This window comes from Vibrio hippocampi (assembly GCF_921292975.1).
Lineage (GTDB): Bacteria > Pseudomonadota > Gammaproteobacteria > Enterobacterales > Vibrionaceae > Vibrio > Vibrio hippocampi.
Map to the genome: position 1 here is coordinate 855,749 of NZ_CAKLCM010000003.1, position 15,693 is coordinate 871,441.

A 15,693-nucleotide genomic window follows, 5' to 3' on the forward strand; every position below is an offset into this window, starting at 1 on the left:
GCCCTCAATGTGAGTCACATTGAGGGCTTTTTGTTATGGATGACTTTGGTTATGGACTGCTATTTGTTACGGCATAATCAGATAAAATTAGCACTCACCTGATGGGCGAGATAACTATCCACATTACTTAAGGTGGTGTCAGCAATATTGTGCAAAGCTTCGCGTGTCAAAAACGCTTGATGACCGGTAAAGATCACATTGTGGCAAGCAGAAAGGCGTCGAAATACGTCATCGGTTATCACATCGTTGGATTTGTCTTGAAAGAACAGCGCTTTCTCTCCCTCGTAGACATCCAAACCGAGTGAGCCGATCTTTGCCTGTTTTAAGGCTTCAATAGCAGCGCTTGAGTCGACCAACTCACCACGGCTCGTATTAATAACCATCACACCATCTTTCATTTTACTGAACGCGTCAGCATTCAATAAATGATAGTTTTCTTTGGTCATTGGACAGTGCAAAGAGATAACATCGGACTGACGAATCAAGGTATCCAAATCACAGTACTCACCGCCCAGTTCAGTAACAATTTCATTCGGATACGGGTCATAACAGAGCACCTTCATGCCTAAGCCCGCCAAGATACGAATGGTCGCCTGACCAATTTTTCCGGTGCCGATAATGCCCGCAGTTCGTCCGTGAAAATTGAAGCCGACCAAGCCTTCTAATGAAAAGTTGGCATCTCGCGTTCGTTGATAGGCTTTATGAAACTGACGATTGAGCGTCATCATCAGTCCGACAGCATGCTCAGCAATGGCTTCCGGAGAATAAGCCGGTACACGAGCGACCTGTATACCCAGCGACTTGGCGGCATCGAGATCAACATTATTAAAACCAGCGCAACGCAACACCACCAATTTAACCCCTAACTCACTCAGCGCGGTTAATACCTTGGCACTCAAATCGTCATTAACGAATACACAAACCACTTCGCATCCCGTCGCCATGGGGACTGTTTTTTTGTTGAGCAAAAAGTCATAGAAATGAAATTGCCACTCCCTATTACCCTTTGCTTGCTCAAACGCCCGTTGCTCGTAAGATTTGGTGCTAAAGAACGCCACATCAGTCATTGTCACTCCCTATGATTCAGTTAGTTAAATATTTTTATCCTAGTTTCATTGTAGATGGCGGCTGTAACGCTTGCGAAAACTCATCGGTTTTATTTTTGGACTTGGCTAATTTTATTAGACTTAACTTCTTGTTTTACCAAGCAACTGTTTTCGAGTATCTGTTTTTCAGGTAACGACTTTTTAACACTACTATTTTTAAGGCGACTATTTTTCCTAGGAAAATTATTATTTGCCTAGACGCTTTGCTCGATTTGAGGCGCCCGCTGTTGGTTTGTCAGGGACCGCTTTCCGTTCATGGAGTAAATGACGTATGGAAAGAATCGGATGTGGCAGCAACATTCTTGGTCCGGAATAACGCATCACTGCTTTCATCTGCTGCTTTGGTTCAGGTTTATAACAGTGAATTGGACAACGATTGCACGCTGGCTTCTCTTCACCGTAGGGACAGCGATCCAATTTTGTTTCAGCAACCATAAGCAGTTGCTGGCACTGTTCACACAAGCCATCCTTATGCTGATGTTTATGATGAGCACGACAATAAATTTCCATCATTGCTGTCACGGTTTTCAACTCGATCAGCAACTTGCCATTCAGCAAAGCACTTGGATTATTCATCGTTCATTATCCGAGCAGTAAGGTGTCATTGACGGGCCAATACTCCTGTGCTGAGTCAATAAGACCTTGTGCAGTGAGTTGTTCAACACTCACCAGCGTCACAGAGGTATTAAACCTAGCTTTAATACGCTCAACCAAAAGCTCGAAATCACCATCACCAGATAACAGCACCACTCGGTCAACGTTAGGCGCAAGTTCGAATACATCTAATGCAATGCCCACATCCCAGTCTCCTTTCGCACTGCCATCGCGACGCTGAATATAAGGTTTAAGTTTTACCTCAAAGCCTATCCCTCTCAGTATATGGTGGAACTGGCGCTGTTTTGGGTCTGTGGACGCAATTGCGTAGGCGCTTGCCGAATCAATTTGATACTTGTCAGACACTTGAGCCCAGAGCGCGTTATAGTCAAAATTTCGCCCAAAGCCATGTTTGGTGGTGTAGTAAATGTTCTGTACATCGACAAATAGTGCAACCCTTGGTTTCATGGTGATTCCTAATCTAAATTTTGATACATAGTAGCAGAAAACTTAAGCCACTCCATTTGCTCTCCTATACTTCACAGTGAAAGCAAAGTGATTTTTATTTGCTTGTCGCTTGCTCATTGCCGCCCCGGACTGTTTTTCCCTCATCAGATCAATCCAAGATAGCGGCGAGATCGTACTAATTCGTTAGTTGACGGAAGGAGCGGAACAATGACGCTGATACTTAAATCCACATTACTGATCGTGTTTACAGGTTGGCTCTTGATCGCTTTTAATGCACACGCCATGAATACACACACCTCTAGCCCTACTTACCGTTTTCAAACCGTCGGTCAACACTACCACGGTTACGCGCCGCATCGACGGATACTCTATTTTGCACCGAGCAAAGATGAACACGTCGATAACTTTTTGTTGGGAACGTTATCCCATCAATGCGCGCTTGAAGAAAGAGATGTGGTGATTATTGTCTTTACCGAAGACGGCTTTGTCAGTCCTAAATGGCTTAAGGATGTATTTGACTACAATATGTTGAAACACATGCATGACCTCAGCCAAGGTGATCATACTGCGATTCTCATCGGTAAAGACGGCACTGAAAAACTACGTTGGGGAACGCAGACTGATTGGTCGCTGATTAAGTCGACAATTGATGAAATGCCTATGCGTCAAGCAGAAATGCGTTCTGGTTCTTCGAGATGCACACTGTAGCTATCCATTTTACTGAAAAAAATGCGACTGAGATACGGTAAGCAAAGGAGGCTCAAGTAAGCGAACCTCGTTGCAACACGTTAGATCTGCGCGGAAAGGCGTGCCTGCCTGAATTGGCTAATTGGCTAATTGGCTAATTGGTGTGAACGGTAAAGCGACGACAGCGTCGAGAATGGTGACACTGTCACCTATAATCACAACATCTCTTTGGCAATTAAACGCAGTAAATAGGTTTCGCGCTCTATACTCATGCCCTTTTTATCGCTTTCTGCAATGGTTTGCTCATTAAACGCGATTGCCTGATGAATATTGATCCAAACCGGCTTCATTCCGTTTTTCACTTCATAGTCTTCGTAGCTTGTTGCGCCTAGTTGACGATCGACTTTACAACTATAACAGTAAGACGTCATATGCATCACATCCGCATCGTCTTTGTACCAAGGACGAAACTCTTCATAAATACCAAATGGCTTTATGCCGTGAATGTTTTGTGCCCCGGTCTCTTCCGTCAGCTCTCGAACCAGACCTGCGATGACATCTTCACCTTGATCAAGACCTCCACCCGGCAGCGAGTAATCATGATAACGCTCGGTGTAGAGTAAAAGAATGTCTTCTCCATCAAGCACAATTGCACGAGTGGCTAAACGCGCTACGATACTTTTGTTATCAAGGTGGTCAATGTCAGGGTGAATGGCTGTGGTAATGTGTCTCATCAATCTTAGTCTTACTAACAATCTGGGGGCGAGAGTTTACCATATACCCAAGTTACCTCAAGATGCGAGGTAATTTGGGTATGCGTAAGATATTTACTCAATTTGCCACACTTTTTCCTATCTTCTCCTACACTTACCTCAAGAGACAGTCTAAATTGATTCAATAGTCCATGATTAACCATTAATAGGAAAATACGGGAGTGACAATGAAACAAAGCGTATGGATTTCTGCTGGTATGGCCGTTGCCCTATTAGCCGGATGTAGCCATTTTCAAAAGCAAGAGCCGGACGAATACAATGTCGATGAGATTGATGTGATCAGCGAACCGGCCTATGTATACTGCGTCAGTCAGGGACATAAGCTTGAACGATTCAGCGAAGGTGGCAAGCGAATTCCTTACTGTATTATCTCCGATGACGAAAGATACACGGTATGGGAGTACTATGAAAACCGAGAGCAAAATCAGCAATAACCCGGCTCAATGTTACCAGAGCTATCAGTGTTTCTAAGGTAGCCAATGTTTCTAAGGTAACCAATGCTTCTAGGGTAACCAATGCTTCTAGGGCAATAAATATTTCTTGGGCGTTCTGATCGCTTTGTGAGAAAGGCGGTGTTGCACAGAACGCAAGCTTGCTCATAAATTCAGAGTTCAAAATAGCAAGGCGAGCTAGAAGCTCGCCTTCTCTTTGCTGCTATCCAAATTAACTGCTGTACAAATGCAGTGCCATTGAAATCAACAGCGATATAAAACAGACCACATTTGTGGCTACGGCACGCCATGCCCTTTTGACGCCACCCAGATACGGAACCATTGCTCTCGTGTCAGTTCCAACTGTAGCGAGTCTACGGCAACTTTAACCCGTTCAATATTACCCGAGCCGATGATCGCAACCGGATTAGACGGTAAGCGACGCACCCACGCATAGACGACTTGATCGATACTCGCAGCACCAATTTCATCAGCAATCGCAAACAATTCTGCACGTACTCGCTGGACTTGCTCGGAATCACCATTAAAAAGCTGACCTCCGGCAAGCGTTGACCAAGCCATAGGCAAAGTGCGGAGTTGCTGCATCTGATCGAGTGTACCGTCATCAACCACATCAAAATTAAGCGGATTGATTTCAACCTGATTGGTCACCAGCGGTTTACTCAAACGCGACTGAAGCAAATCAAACTGTCGAGGTGAAAAATTAGACACACCAAAGTGTTTTACCTTGCCGACTTTTTGCAGTTCGGTAAAGGCATTGGCAACTTCGTCGGCATTCATTAACGCATCTGGACGATGGATCAGTAACACATCCAATTCGCTCACACCGAGTCTTTGTAGTGAGTTATCCACGGACTCGTAGATATGCTTTGCACTAGTGTCATAGTGGTTAACTTTGCGCTGTGGAAACTGATCACTGCACAATTTAATGTCGCACTTAGAGATGATCTGAATCTGCTCTCTAATGCTCGGCTCTAGTGCCAACGCTTCCCCAAATAGGCGCTCACACTCATAGTTTCCATAAATATCGGCGTGGTCGATCGTAGTAATCCCAAGCTCAATATGTTGCTTTAAAAAAGTTAAACGTTGCTGCGGGGTCATATCCCAATCAGCTAAACGCCAATAACCTTGAACCAATTGCGATATATCGGGTCCACTTGGCGCCATCGTCACTTTTTGTACCATAGCATTCTCCTTAATCATGTCGAAACTCTATACTGGCAAAAATAAAATCCCACTACGCATAACAATGAATACGTATAACCCAGTAAAAAGAGGTTGGAAAATCTTAGTCACTTTCTAAGGCTGGGCATATCAAACTTATATGATTTTATACAATTCTGTGACCAAATTAGGACAATGCGTTAGAAATTCCGCTTCAGTTAAACAACATTAATACATTGCGTTAACAAGTCTCACCTAAAATTATTGTGACCCATTTCGGTGCATGCTCACCTTTTTCACCCATTATTAATTAGCGATTTGTAAATAAAAATGTCATCTACAGCCGTTATTCTTGATTTAAATCACAAGTAAGTTGTCGTAATTGCTGTGATTTTCATGGAAAATTCGCATCATGTTGCATAAAAACAACGTAATATGAAACAGCAATCGCTCAACATGGAACAAAAAATGCAGCATTGTCAGGGAAGATACTCGTTTCAAATCAAGTTCAACTAAGTATTCAAGGAGTGAGATATGTTGGAATCTTTTTTAGAGTCAATTGATACCCATAGTCAGCTTAAAAATATCACTGTACGTTCGGTGTTTGGAGGGAAAGGAGTTCTCTCTGAAGGCGTTATGTTCGCATTAGTGAAAGACGATCAGCTTTATCTTCGCGCATCAAACGCAGCATTCAAGGCAGACTTTATTCAGTCAGGATGTGTTGCCTACGAATTTAATTGGCGCTCCCATTCTCGTAACTACCCTAGTTTGTCCAATTACTATTCGGTCCCTTCTGACATTAGTCACTCTATGCAGCAAATTACCACACTGGCAGAAGAGGTTTGGAGCACAAGCCACAAGATTAAATTGGAAAAAGACACCCCAACTCGTATCAAAGATCTACCCAATATGCAGTACAAAACCGAGCGAATGCTGCGTAAAGCGGGGATCAACTCAATTGAAGAGTTGCGTGAGTTAGGTCCAGTGAACGCCTACCGTGCTATCTGCTTAAATCAAGATAAAAACCCGGGTGTTAACCTGCTGTATCATATTGCGGGCGCGATTGACGGCATCCATTGGTCAATCATTCCAGAAAACATTAGAACATCACTAAAACGTGAGGTTGGCACTGAGTTCTTAGCGCAGTAATTGCGGTTCTCAGTCTCTGTTATTGTTAGGTAACAGACGTATATCAAGCACCTTCGGGTGCTTTTTTGGTGTCCATATTCAACGACCCATGCTTTGAGACAACCAGAAATGTTGATGCAGATTTGGCAGCCCGCGGTGTTTACGCAACAAGAATATACACAAGAGGAATATACACAACAAACGTAAGTGATGATTTTTGAGGGTAAAGAAAATCCATCGGTTCCAGACGACAAAAGGCGCACTTTGCATGCGCCTTAATCCCTCGTTACTCAATCGTGAGTTTGCGTATCTGTGCGCTCTTATGTAGGAGCGAGATGGTCATACGAGGATGTACATTATATTGAATTTAACATCCAAATTGTAGGCGGGAATCTTGTCCTCCATGTTTGAGCTTTTTCCCACAATTTAACTATGGTTGATAATCTCAATAATGCAAGTTTTGCCCTAGGCTTTTCGATTAAACGATGTCCGCAACGTCATCCAACCACTCATCATTTACCATATGTGCAATTAAAGATTACTTATTTGCAGCACGAATTTTTATCGTAACACCATTAAATCGCTAACACCTTGGTATTACTTGCTTAATCGCTACTCCACTTAAATGAACCGTTATTAGCAAAGCGTCATTTTTGGTCTAGCAAATGATTATTCATAACTAAACATACAAAACTTAAGGTTTTTTTCTATAAAAAATATATACTGTGCGCCCTAATCTTTTCCGGTATTCATCGCTATCCTGTCGCACCAAAAACTCGCTTATTATCCCGCTTAAAGGCGATATAAAGGCAAGGTGACATAAAAAAGCAACCTAACTTAAAAAATAAAGAGTAAATAGTGACCATCCGCTTAGCCGATTTAAAACGCTTGATTCAGTTTCACAATGTTCCTACCTCCCAAGCATCACTGGCACTTGGCATGATAGGTCTAGGTCAAGCATGGGGACTTTATGTTCCTGATGTCGGTGCATGGCTACACCCTATTCTGGCTTCGATTGGTGCTTGCTTACTGATTCCGGTATTACTCAAATATGCTTTAAATCGTCACATCTTTGCTGCCGATATTAAAAACCCGTTAACCGGGAGTTTGATGGCGCCTATGAGCATGGCGCTGCTGATTTTATGTGACTACTTGGCTCATGTGCTGCCGTTAATTGCCTATCCACTTTGGTTTGGTGCCGTCACCTTACATATCTCAATGGCGATACTATTCTTTTTCCATCAATTGCGTGCTTTTAGAATAGAAAATATCGTTCCGAGTTGGTTTTTATATCCGGTTGGTTTAATCAGTAGTTCTCTGGCCGGTTCTCAGTTTGGTCACACCGTCTATTCAGAAACCATCGCCACGATCTGTATTACTATCTATTTCTTTATGCTGCCGCTGGTGTTATATCGTTTGGTATTTGAAGGTATGTTGCGTAAACGCGCAAGACCCACCATCGCCATTATGGCCGCCCCAATTAACTTGACTCTGTCTGCCTATTTAGTCAATTTCAACGAGCCAGACCCTATTCTTACTGGTGCATTAGCAGGTATTGCGATCACTATGACCTTGATGATTTATCTATGTTATTTCCGCCTTCTAAGGCTCAAGTTTCAGCCCTCAATTGCAGCGATTACGTTCCCATCTGTGATCAGTTCCATCGCGATGCATAGATTGACCAGTTTTTTCGAGAGCGCATACCCACATTGGCACTGGTTGCATAACTTTGGTTATTTTGAGTTGACGATTGCAACCTTAGCAGTGGCATGGGTGAGTTTAGGCTTTATTAAACTCTACTGGCCAGAAATCAAAGTTCCACTGATCAATTAGCGCTTATTTCGTAAGGCACTTGGTATAAGCTTTGTTTTGACTCGACATCCGAGCAAAACAGAGCCCGTAGCCGATGCCAAGGAAACGAGTTAAGAAGTAAAAACAGAGCCCCCACATCCAGATATTATCCCCTGAAACCAAAGGAAACTCGGAAACCGCACTGGGGATAAACTCACTCTGACCGACCACAAATCTATGCCCAACCATTTCACGCACGGCATAGGGAATCAATAAGCTATAAACGCTAAGCGCAAGGTCTGAAACCGATGACATCAAGACACTCGAACCATAGGTAAACACAATCAGGTATTGTATTACTGCAAACAGGCTATAGCAGCTTAATGTCGTAAAGATATCGACCGAATTAGAAATCAGATACACGAACATCATCAGGTGGGCGATTGTTTGAGCGGTAATAATACCTTTACGATAAGGCTTTTTCATTGTAGGCGACCTTACATTTATACAGGACGACGTCCTGATTATAGCCAAAGTAGCCCACCCATTCGATTCCCTTTTTAGGCGAACTCGCCCCTATTTGAAGCAACTCACACTTTACCGTCGTTTATTGATAGTAATTATGTCAATTTATAAAAAACCTGCATATTTCGCTCACATTTGCATGATTTATATACATTCTGATTAATACCGTTACTTCGGCATCTTAATGATATTTTGCATTATTTCTAATTTAATCAGCTGATTTTATTGAATATATTATATAAAAAAGAGAGCAGGAGAACGTCAATCAATGCCTAGAGGCTTTGTAAATTCAAGTATAGATGGTTTCGTTTCTTGCCCCATCAAGTAATCTGGGCGTGTTTTCAACAACGACGAGTGACTTATTATGAAATCATTAGTTCTTGCCACATTATCGACCCTTGCGATGACCTCTGGCCTGACTTTGTTTACGGCTTCAACGGCGGATGCCGCACCGAACCAAAAACAGAAGAGCATCGTAGTCAAGTCCAAGACACCGAACAAAGTAAAACGCAACGTCGTGATTAAACCGACGTCAAAGCAGCATAGTGCAAAACCTAGATATCGAGCACCAGTTAAACGCGTTTATGTCGGTAAGCCTTATCGCGGTTCACTGTCATACTGGGCTCACCCGATCGCATCAGCTATCGCCTTTGCTATCTTGATTGATGCTACCACAGGCGATCTTCAAGACGACAAGGGCAATAACGTTGTCGTATTAGGAGATGGTGGTGAGGTAAAACACACTTACCAGCAAGATGGGACTGTGTATATCATTACAGAATAACGATCACTGAATCGATACTAGATAAAACAATGGCGCGATGGGGAAACCCTCGCGCCATTGTTGTCTTTTAGCGTATTTTTCTCTAGCTTATTTGTTTTCAAGCTTCTTATTTTTTAGCATACCGCTTTCTAACATACTGCTTTCTAAGATACCGCTTTCTAACTTGCTGCTTTGTAACTTACTACTTTCTAAACCGATCACGTAGCTTTGAAGCGCCGTTATACCATCAGTTTCAATAACGTTTGGGTTGCATGGCGCGGATCTTTAGCATGACAAATAGCCGACACCAACGCCAAACCATGAACCCCTGTTGCCCACAATTGAGGAATGTTGTCGCGGTTTATTCCACCGATTGCCACAATAGGAACGTCAACACAACTTAGCGCATGCCTTAGCCCTTCCACACCCCAATGAGTTTTGGTGTTTGTTTTGGTTGGCGTTGGAAATATGGCACTTAAACCAATGTAGTCGACTGAAAGATTGGCGACTTGCGCCAATTGCGCCTCGCTCTCAATAGATAAACCGACAATCTTATCTTTGCCAAGCAGTTGTCGAGCATATTCAACCGGCATATCAGATTGACCAAGATGCACTCCATCGGCATCAACGGCGAGTGCCACATCCACACGGTCATTAATGATCAAAGGAACACCGGTTCCGGTCAGTGCTGCTTTGACCGCTTGTGCCCGCTGAATAAACGCTTGCACATCACCATGCTTTTCGCGCACTTGGACCATAGTCACGCCACCCAACACCGCCTGCTCAACAACATGGACCAGCGTATCGACATCCTGTTGATCATCGGTGACCAAGTAAAGCTTATACGGATTCAACATGACCTATCTTTCCTTAAACCGTAACCGTTACACCTGCTGCAGTTTCAGTCGCTGCAACAAGTTCTCTTGATCAATTTGATACAGTTGATCAAGCAAGTTAACCTGCAAACTGCCAGGTCCCGTCGACTGCTCTGCCGCTATCTCACCCACCACGCCGAGAACCGCTGCCGCCGCTAAACCTGTCTCTTCACCCACCGCAGCAAACGCTCCGGTAAGTGCGCTCAGCGTACAACCCATACCAGTAACGAAAGGCATCATCTCATGACCATTTTTCAATGCGACTGTGTGCTCATTCGTCACTACATAGTCGGTCGCGCCAGAGATCACCACATTCGCTTGATATGTTTCCAGCAAGTAGCGAGCAGCGCCTAAGGCGGTGTCACTGCTGTCGAGCGAATCGACGCCTTTACTTTGAGCTTGTTCTCCTGCCAAAGCGATAATTTCAGACGCATTGCCTCGAATTATCAACCGTTGAGCCAGTTGTGCGATTTCACGGGCGGTGTCAGTACGCAATTGGCTTGCGCCGACGCCCACAGGATCGAGTACCACGACCTTATTATTAAGATTGGCTTGTTCAACCGCGAATAACATTCTTGGTATCCATACACTGTCCAGCGTGCCTATGTTAATCACGAGACTGCCACTAAACGACATCATCTCCGGCATCTCTTGACTCGAATGTGCCATGATCGGTGATGCGCCGATGGCCAACAACGCATTAGCCGTATTATTCATCACGACATAATTGGTGATATTGACCACTAACGGCTTATGTTTTCGTACCTGTTGTAACGCGGTGATAATGGTTTGTTGTAACACAATACGACTCCTATTTTGTGTTTAGACCTTGCTGCCAAAACGCCACTTCCATTCGGGTCGCGGTTTTGAAAATATGCAAAACATGTTGACCACGTTCGCTATCAAGCTCAATACCCGCAAGCAGTTGATTAAAGTATTGCGCGCCAGCGGCGACGCCCGTTTGGAATTCGTCACCGCTATACAGTTCTATCCAGCTGCGATAAGGGTTGCCTTCCAATACTGTGTCTGGGTCTTGCGCTAACATTTTACCGATCACCGCATAGCCAATTGAGCACGGTGCCAAGGCGGCATAAAGATCGACTAAATCCCCTGCCATGCCCGCATCGAGAACATAACGGGTGTAGGCAACGGTGCCAAAATCTTCGGCTTCATTCTCCAAGTCCTGCTCCGTCAAACCCCATTGATTGCAATAGGTCACATGGTGGGCAATCTCAGAATCAAGCAGTGCGTATACACTTGGCAGGGCACGACGCATATCCTCTAACGAACGCGCTTTGTAGATGGCTAACGCATAAGCTCTGGCGTATTGCTTAAGAAACAGAAAATCTTGTTTTAAGTAATGCAAAAAGCTCTCATGAGGCAGTGTTCCGCGTGCCAACTGCTGCACAAATGCATGCTCTGTGTACTGTTGCCAATCCTGTTGGCAGGCTGCAATCAGATCTTGATACTTCATTGGCTTTTCCTTTAATTGAAGTCCGGCACATAGTCGCGTGCTTTGGGCAGCGACTGGATAATGCCTTGTTTATGCATAAATTCTGCGTAGTTGTCGTAACGCTGCAGATCGACCGCCGCAGGACGCAAGGCAAAACGAGTTAAAGTATCCGCCCAAGCGCGCGCGTTTAGCTCATTATCTAGGGTATCGGGTGCGTAGCTTACAAACTGCTTCCAAGACTCATCAGGGTGGTTGACGATATAGGTAGTTGCTTGTTCTAAAGCGCGGTTAAACGCTCGAATCGCTGCTTTATCGTGTTGATTAGCATTGGCGACAAACACCAATTCATCATAGGTAGGGACACCGTGCTCTTCTGGGAAAAAGGCTTTGGCTTTAAAGCCCTCAAGCGCCAGTTGGTTGGTTTCGAAATTTCTTAATCCCCCCCAAATCGCGTCCACTTTGCCGGAAGCCAGAGAGGAAGAGAGCGCCCAACCAACGTTAATAATGTCTACGTCACCAAACGCAACGTTCTCTTGGTTTAACATGGTGCCAATCGTCGCTTCTTCGTTGCCCGCAATCGCAATACCGATCTTCTTGCCTTTTAAATCGGCTAAAGAATCGTGCTTTCCGTTATCCAGCACCATCAATGTATTCAGTGGTGTTGCGATTAATGTTGAGGCACGCACTAGTGGTAAACCAGCGGCTACATCCATGGTCAAACTGGGCTGATACGAAACCGCAAGGTCAACACGCCCCGCCGCGACCATTTTTGCCGGAGTGCTTGGGTCGGCAGGTTCTTGAATTTCGACCTTAAGTCCCTGTTCTGCAAAGTAACCTCGTTGCTTTGCGATCACGATAGGTCCGTGATTCGGGTTGACAAACCAATCGAGCATTAACGTCAGTTCAGTTTTCGCTTCGCTACTGGCTACCGACACACTAGAAAACAAGCCGACCAAAGTCGCGGCAATCCACTTTTTCATTCCGTTATTCCTTTTTTTAGTGATGCATATTCGATGATGCATGTTCCATGACGTACGACTATGTGACGTCGTCATAGTTAGACTGAGTTATTTATCTACTTCCAACTTTTATCTTCTTCTAACTTTTATCTTCTTCTAACTTATATTGACTTCCAAACGACTAGCGATTTTCCCAAGGGATCGCTTTTTTTAGAATTTTGTCTGTGCCGAAATAGAGCGAAATCGACAGCAAGGCTAAGATCAACAAGGCAGCAAACATCTCGTCGATAATCATTCGAGCGTTAGCTTGCAGCATTAAATACCCAAGCCCAGCACTCGACCCCACCCATTCACCGACAACCGCACCAATCGGGGCAATCACCACCGCAACACGAATACCTGACGCTAATGTGGGTAAAGCGGCGGGTAATTGGATATAACGTAACAACTGCCAACGATTAGCATTCATGGTTTTGGCGAGATCTAAATAACCACTTGGCGTGTTACGCAATCCGTCATAGCAACAGGTTGTCACTGGGAAAAAGATAATAATGGCCGCCATCACGACTTTCGATGCCATACCATAGCCGAGCCACAACATCAGCACAGGTGCAATCGCGAACACGGGCACGGCTTGACTTGCAATCAATATCGGTAACAACCAGCGTTTCAAAGGTTCAAACAGCAACATCTGTAGCGCAAAAATCAGCCCCATGCTCAACCCCAGCAGCAAACCGAGCACAATTTCTTGAGCCGTTACCCAGGTGTGACGAAGCAGCACCTCATGGCGATCAACCAACTTATTCAGCACATCCATTGGCGCAGGCAGAATAAAGCTTGGCATATCAAACAACACCACAATCAACTGCCACGCCGAAAATATAATCACCACCGTCACTGCAACCCTAGCCGCGGGATGATTTACGGTCTCTTTTGTTGCTACTTGCTCAGTTGGGGCGCGTAATTGGCTCATATCACTCATTCTCTAGCCCCAGTTGGTGTAGGATTTGTTGCTGTAACTGCGCACACTCTGCATCCAATTGTCGCGGCGGTGCACTGTTGGGAACCTCAAGTGCATAAGCATGAGAGGGAGAACCTTTTAACACATAAAGCGTATGCGCCAAACGAACGGCTTCTTGTGGGTCGTGAGTGATCAAAATAACGGTTTTATGTTGCAATAACTCCGCCGCCAATTGTTGCAATTTATAGCGCGTCACCGCATCCAGAGCAGAAAACGGTTCATCCATTAACACCACAGGTTTATCCTGCATCAGCGTTCTTGCCAATGCGACCCTTTGGCGCATGCCGCCCGACAATTGATCGGGCATGGCCAACGCGTAATCGGCAAGCCCTACCTGCGACAATAGCGCCAGCGCCTGTGCTCGAAAGTAGCCGGACTTAGCCGCTTTTGGCAGAAATCGTTCACTTAAACAGACGTTGTCCACCACATTCAGCCAAGGCAGCAACAGATCCTGCTGAGCCATATAAGCCACGCGATTGAGCAAAGGCTTACCGTCACTGGTTTTAAGCTCACCTTGCCAATAAACTTGCTCGTCTAATAAGCCAGCTAAATAACGCAGCACGGTGGTTTTTCCGCAACCACTTCGCCCAAGTAGCACGCTCCAACGACCTGCCGGTAGAGTGAGATTCAATCGATTCAAGGTGGCAGTTGCGCTATCCCGATACCGCAACTGTCCAGCCACCACTTCTATCCCTACCGGCGTCGTAGGCAGGATTGGCGATGATTGAAGCGTGGTTGCCATCGCGTGATTCAGCTTATTGTTTGGCATGGATTGCTTGTTAGTATCAGGCATGGATTGTGGGTTATTTGGCATAGAAATGATGCACAGGTCCATGACCCTGACCAATCGTCAATTGGTCAGCATGCTGAATCGCTTGGGTAATATATTGCTTCGCTGATTGCACCGCGTCTGGCAAGGCTTGCCCTTGGGCTAAATAAGACGCAATGGCGGCCGAAAGCGTACACCCCGTGCCATGAGTGTTTTGCGTTGGATGACGCTTAGCACTCAATAAATGGGTGTCATTTTCCAGCACCAGCAGGTCATTGCTGTTTTCATCTTGTTCAAGATGTCCACCTTTTAGCAGCACCGCTTTAGCGCCTAACTGACGCAGTTGCTCAATCATCTGCCCCATTTCAGCTTGCGTTTTCGGTATTCGGTTATCCGCTATTGGGCTGTCGGTTATTGAGCCGTTGGTGATTGAGCCGTTGGTTATTGAGTAAGCGGTTAACGCCGCAGCTTCAGGTAAATTGGGCGTGATAATATCCGCAAGGGGGATCAACTCTGTTTTTAGGGTGGCAATCGCCGATTGCTCAAGCAATAGATCGCCACTGGTGGCAACCATCACCGGATCTAATACAATGAATTTGGGTTGATACTGTTTTAGCTTCTCCGCAACGACAGTAATGATCTCACTATCCGCCAACATACCAATTTTAACCGCGACGACATTGAGATCACTGAAGATTGCGTCGATTTGGCTGGCAACATGGTCAAGCGGGATCGGGAAAATGGCTGACACGCCTAAGGTGTTTTGGGAAGTAATGGCGGTAATCGCCGAGCATGCATAACTGCCGGTTGCGCTAATCGCTTTGATATCCGCTTGAATACCTGCGCCGCCGCCGCTATCAGAGCCGGCGATCGTTAAAACAATCGGTGTAGAGGTTTGACTACCATTGTGTGCCATCATTATTACTCCTATTTAACCTAGGGTAATAGACGGACATCTGGCGCTAGACAAAAAACCGCGTCGAACGCGATCCTTAGAATGAAGCTAAGACAAGATGTGACTAGTTCCCTACGTCAGTATTAACTGAATCAGGTTCAACGGGTCTCGAATTCGATCTCAGCATATCCTCTATGAGTCATGCTCCCCGACTAATTGGGCGTCATAATAACAGGAGTTTAACGCTTATACACTTTTAATTTTTTAGTG

Annotated in this window: 17 protein-coding genes, 1 pseudogene and 1 riboswitch; of the genes and pseudogenes, 5 read left to right on the top strand and 13 right to left on the bottom strand. The window is 45.0% G+C overall.

Going from position 1 to position 15,693, the window contains the following annotated elements:
* Positions 1 to 77 precede the first annotated feature (77 nt).
* From L9Q39_RS16960 to L9Q39_RS16970, 3 genes are all read right to left on the bottom strand, one after another.
* Complete coding sequence (locus L9Q39_RS16960) at positions 78 to 1,067, bottom strand: 2-hydroxyacid dehydrogenase (protein WP_237486276.1); 990 nt, start codon at positions 1,065 to 1,067, stop codon at positions 78 to 80.
* A 225-nt stretch (positions 1,068 to 1,292) separates the two neighbouring features.
* Positions 1,293 to 1,682, bottom strand: coding sequence for a nitrous oxide-stimulated promoter family protein (locus tag L9Q39_RS16965; RefSeq protein ID WP_237486277.1), 390 nt, complete (start codon positions 1,680 to 1,682; stop codon positions 1,293 to 1,295).
* Between the two features lie 6 nt (positions 1,683 to 1,688).
* Positions 1,689 to 2,168 (bottom strand): LabA-like NYN domain-containing protein, encoded by a 480-nt coding sequence (locus L9Q39_RS16970; RefSeq protein WP_237486278.1) that lies wholly within the window; start codon positions 2,166 to 2,168, stop codon positions 1,689 to 1,691.
* A 207-nt stretch (positions 2,169 to 2,375) separates the two neighbouring features.
* Here L9Q39_RS16970 and L9Q39_RS16975 point away from each other — a divergent pair, with 207 nt between their 5' ends.
* Positions 2,376 to 2,876, top strand: coding sequence for a DUF4174 domain-containing protein (locus tag L9Q39_RS16975; RefSeq protein ID WP_237486279.1), 501 nt, complete (start codon positions 2,376 to 2,378; stop codon positions 2,874 to 2,876).
* Positions 2,877 to 3,070: 194 nt separating this feature from the next.
* Here the strand turns inward: L9Q39_RS16975 and L9Q39_RS16980 are convergent, their stop codons facing one another.
* Entirely contained in the window at positions 3,071 to 3,589 is a 519-nt protein-coding gene (locus L9Q39_RS16980; RefSeq protein ID WP_237486280.1) for an NUDIX hydrolase, read from the bottom strand.
* Positions 3,590 to 3,795: 206 nt separating this feature from the next.
* On the opposite strand from L9Q39_RS16980, the gene L9Q39_RS16985 reads away from it, so the two are divergent.
* A complete protein-coding gene (locus tag L9Q39_RS16985; protein ID WP_237486281.1) occupies positions 3,796 to 4,062 on the top strand; it encodes a DUF333 domain-containing protein in 267 nt (88 codons plus the stop codon).
* 294 nt (positions 4,063 to 4,356) lie between these two features.
* Here the strand turns inward: L9Q39_RS16985 and L9Q39_RS16990 are convergent, their stop codons facing one another.
* Positions 4,357 to 5,265: an aldo/keto reductase gene (locus L9Q39_RS16990; protein ID WP_237486282.1), complete on the bottom strand. Its 909-nt coding sequence runs from the start codon at positions 5,263 to 5,265 to the stop codon at positions 4,357 to 4,359.
* Between the two features lie 513 nt (positions 5,266 to 5,778).
* On the opposite strand from L9Q39_RS16990, the gene L9Q39_RS16995 reads away from it, so the two are divergent.
* Positions 5,779 to 6,393: a TfoX/Sxy family DNA transformation protein gene (locus L9Q39_RS16995; protein WP_237486283.1), complete on the top strand. Its 615-nt coding sequence runs from the start codon at positions 5,779 to 5,781 to the stop codon at positions 6,391 to 6,393.
* An 837-nt stretch (positions 6,394 to 7,230) separates the two neighbouring features.
* A complete protein-coding gene (locus L9Q39_RS17000) occupies positions 7,231 to 8,205 on the top strand; it encodes a TDT family transporter (protein WP_494337056.1) in 975 nt (324 codons plus the stop codon).
* A 3-nt stretch (positions 8,206 to 8,208) separates the two neighbouring features.
* Here the strand turns inward: L9Q39_RS17000 and L9Q39_RS17005 are convergent, their stop codons facing one another.
* Complete coding sequence (locus L9Q39_RS17005) at positions 8,209 to 8,649, bottom strand: hypothetical protein (RefSeq protein WP_237486284.1); 441 nt, start codon at positions 8,647 to 8,649, stop codon at positions 8,209 to 8,211.
* A gap of 403 nt (positions 8,650 to 9,052) precedes the next feature.
* Here L9Q39_RS17005 and L9Q39_RS17010 point away from each other — a divergent pair, with 403 nt between their 5' ends.
* The gene (locus L9Q39_RS17010; RefSeq protein WP_237486285.1) at positions 9,053 to 9,472 is read left to right on the top strand and encodes a hypothetical protein; all 420 of its coding nucleotides are present in this window, start codon (positions 9,053 to 9,055) and stop codon (positions 9,470 to 9,472) included.
* 218 nt (positions 9,473 to 9,690) lie between these two features.
* Here L9Q39_RS17010 and thiE read toward each other — a convergent pair whose 3' ends face one another.
* From thiE to thiD, 7 genes and pseudogenes are all read right to left on the bottom strand, one after another.
* Positions 9,691 to 10,305, bottom strand: a complete 615-nt coding sequence (gene thiE, locus L9Q39_RS17015; protein WP_237487061.1) for a thiamine phosphate synthase — start codon at positions 10,303 to 10,305, stop codon at positions 9,691 to 9,693.
* 30 nt (positions 10,306 to 10,335) lie between these two features.
* Positions 10,336 to 11,127: a hydroxyethylthiazole kinase gene (gene thiM / locus L9Q39_RS17020; protein ID WP_237486286.1), complete on the bottom strand. Its 792-nt coding sequence runs from the start codon at positions 11,125 to 11,127 to the stop codon at positions 10,336 to 10,338.
* 10 nt (positions 11,128 to 11,137) lie between these two features.
* Positions 11,138 to 11,800: a thiaminase II gene (gene tenA, locus L9Q39_RS17025; RefSeq protein WP_237486287.1), complete on the bottom strand. Its 663-nt coding sequence runs from the start codon at positions 11,798 to 11,800 to the stop codon at positions 11,138 to 11,140.
* An 11-nt stretch (positions 11,801 to 11,811) separates the two neighbouring features.
* Complete coding sequence (locus tag L9Q39_RS17030) at positions 11,812 to 12,759, bottom strand: ABC transporter substrate-binding protein (protein WP_237486288.1); 948 nt, start codon at positions 12,757 to 12,759, stop codon at positions 11,812 to 11,814.
* A gap of 160 nt (positions 12,760 to 12,919) precedes the next feature.
* Positions 12,920 to 13,609: pseudogene (locus L9Q39_RS17035) on the bottom strand (ABC transporter permease); the annotation flags it as partial.
* 103 nt (positions 13,610 to 13,712) lie between these two features.
* Positions 13,713 to 14,471 carry an ABC transporter ATP-binding protein gene (locus L9Q39_RS17040; protein WP_435532863.1) on the bottom strand — a complete coding sequence of 253 codons (759 nt, stop codon included), beginning with the start codon at positions 14,469 to 14,471 and terminating at the stop codon, positions 13,713 to 13,715.
* Positions 14,472 to 14,562: 91 nt separating this feature from the next.
* Positions 14,563 to 15,447 (bottom strand): bifunctional hydroxymethylpyrimidine kinase/phosphomethylpyrimidine kinase, encoded by an 885-nt coding sequence (gene thiD, locus L9Q39_RS17045; RefSeq protein WP_237486290.1) that lies wholly within the window; start codon positions 15,445 to 15,447, stop codon positions 14,563 to 14,565.
* A gap of 88 nt (positions 15,448 to 15,535) precedes the next feature.
* Positions 15,536 to 15,644, bottom strand: a riboswitch (TPP riboswitch).
* Between the last annotated feature and the right edge of the window lie 49 nt (positions 15,645 to 15,693).

What these genes read in the sequence shown, in the direction of transcription:
- L9Q39_RS16960 (WP_237486276.1), bottom strand. Translation starts at nt 1,067, where the DNA reads ATGACTGATGTGGCGTTCTTTAGCACCAAATCTTACGAGCAACGGGCG.
- L9Q39_RS16965 (WP_237486277.1), bottom strand. Translation starts at nt 1,682, where the DNA reads ATGAATAATCCAAGTGCTTTGCTGAATGGCAAGTTGCTGATCGAGTTG.
- L9Q39_RS16970 (WP_237486278.1), bottom strand. Translation starts at nt 2,168, where the DNA reads ATGAAACCAAGGGTTGCACTATTTGTCGATGTACAGAACATTTACTAC.
- L9Q39_RS16975 (WP_237486279.1), top strand. Translation starts at nt 2,376, where the DNA reads ATGACGCTGATACTTAAATCCACATTACTGATCGTGTTTACAGGTTGG.
- L9Q39_RS16980 (WP_237486280.1), bottom strand. Translation starts at nt 3,589, where the DNA reads ATGAGACACATTACCACAGCCATTCACCCTGACATTGACCACCTTGAT.
- L9Q39_RS16985 (WP_237486281.1), top strand. Translation starts at nt 3,796, where the DNA reads ATGAAACAAAGCGTATGGATTTCTGCTGGTATGGCCGTTGCCCTATTA.
- L9Q39_RS16990 (WP_237486282.1), bottom strand. Translation starts at nt 5,265, where the DNA reads ATGGTACAAAAAGTGACGATGGCGCCAAGTGGACCCGATATATCGCAA.
- L9Q39_RS16995 (WP_237486283.1), top strand. Translation starts at nt 5,779, where the DNA reads ATGTTGGAATCTTTTTTAGAGTCAATTGATACCCATAGTCAGCTTAAA.
- L9Q39_RS17005 (WP_237486284.1), bottom strand. Translation starts at nt 8,649, where the DNA reads ATGAAAAAGCCTTATCGTAAAGGTATTATTACCGCTCAAACAATCGCC.
- L9Q39_RS17010 (WP_237486285.1), top strand. Translation starts at nt 9,053, where the DNA reads ATGAAATCATTAGTTCTTGCCACATTATCGACCCTTGCGATGACCTCT.
- tenA (WP_237486287.1), bottom strand. Translation starts at nt 11,800, where the DNA reads ATGAAGTATCAAGATCTGATTGCAGCCTGCCAACAGGATTGGCAACAG.
- L9Q39_RS17030 (WP_237486288.1), bottom strand. Translation starts at nt 12,759, where the DNA reads ATGAAAAAGTGGATTGCCGCGACTTTGGTCGGCTTGTTTTCTAGTGTG.
- thiD (WP_237486290.1), bottom strand. Translation starts at nt 15,447, where the DNA reads ATGATGGCACACAATGGTAGTCAAACCTCTACACCGATTGTTTTAACG.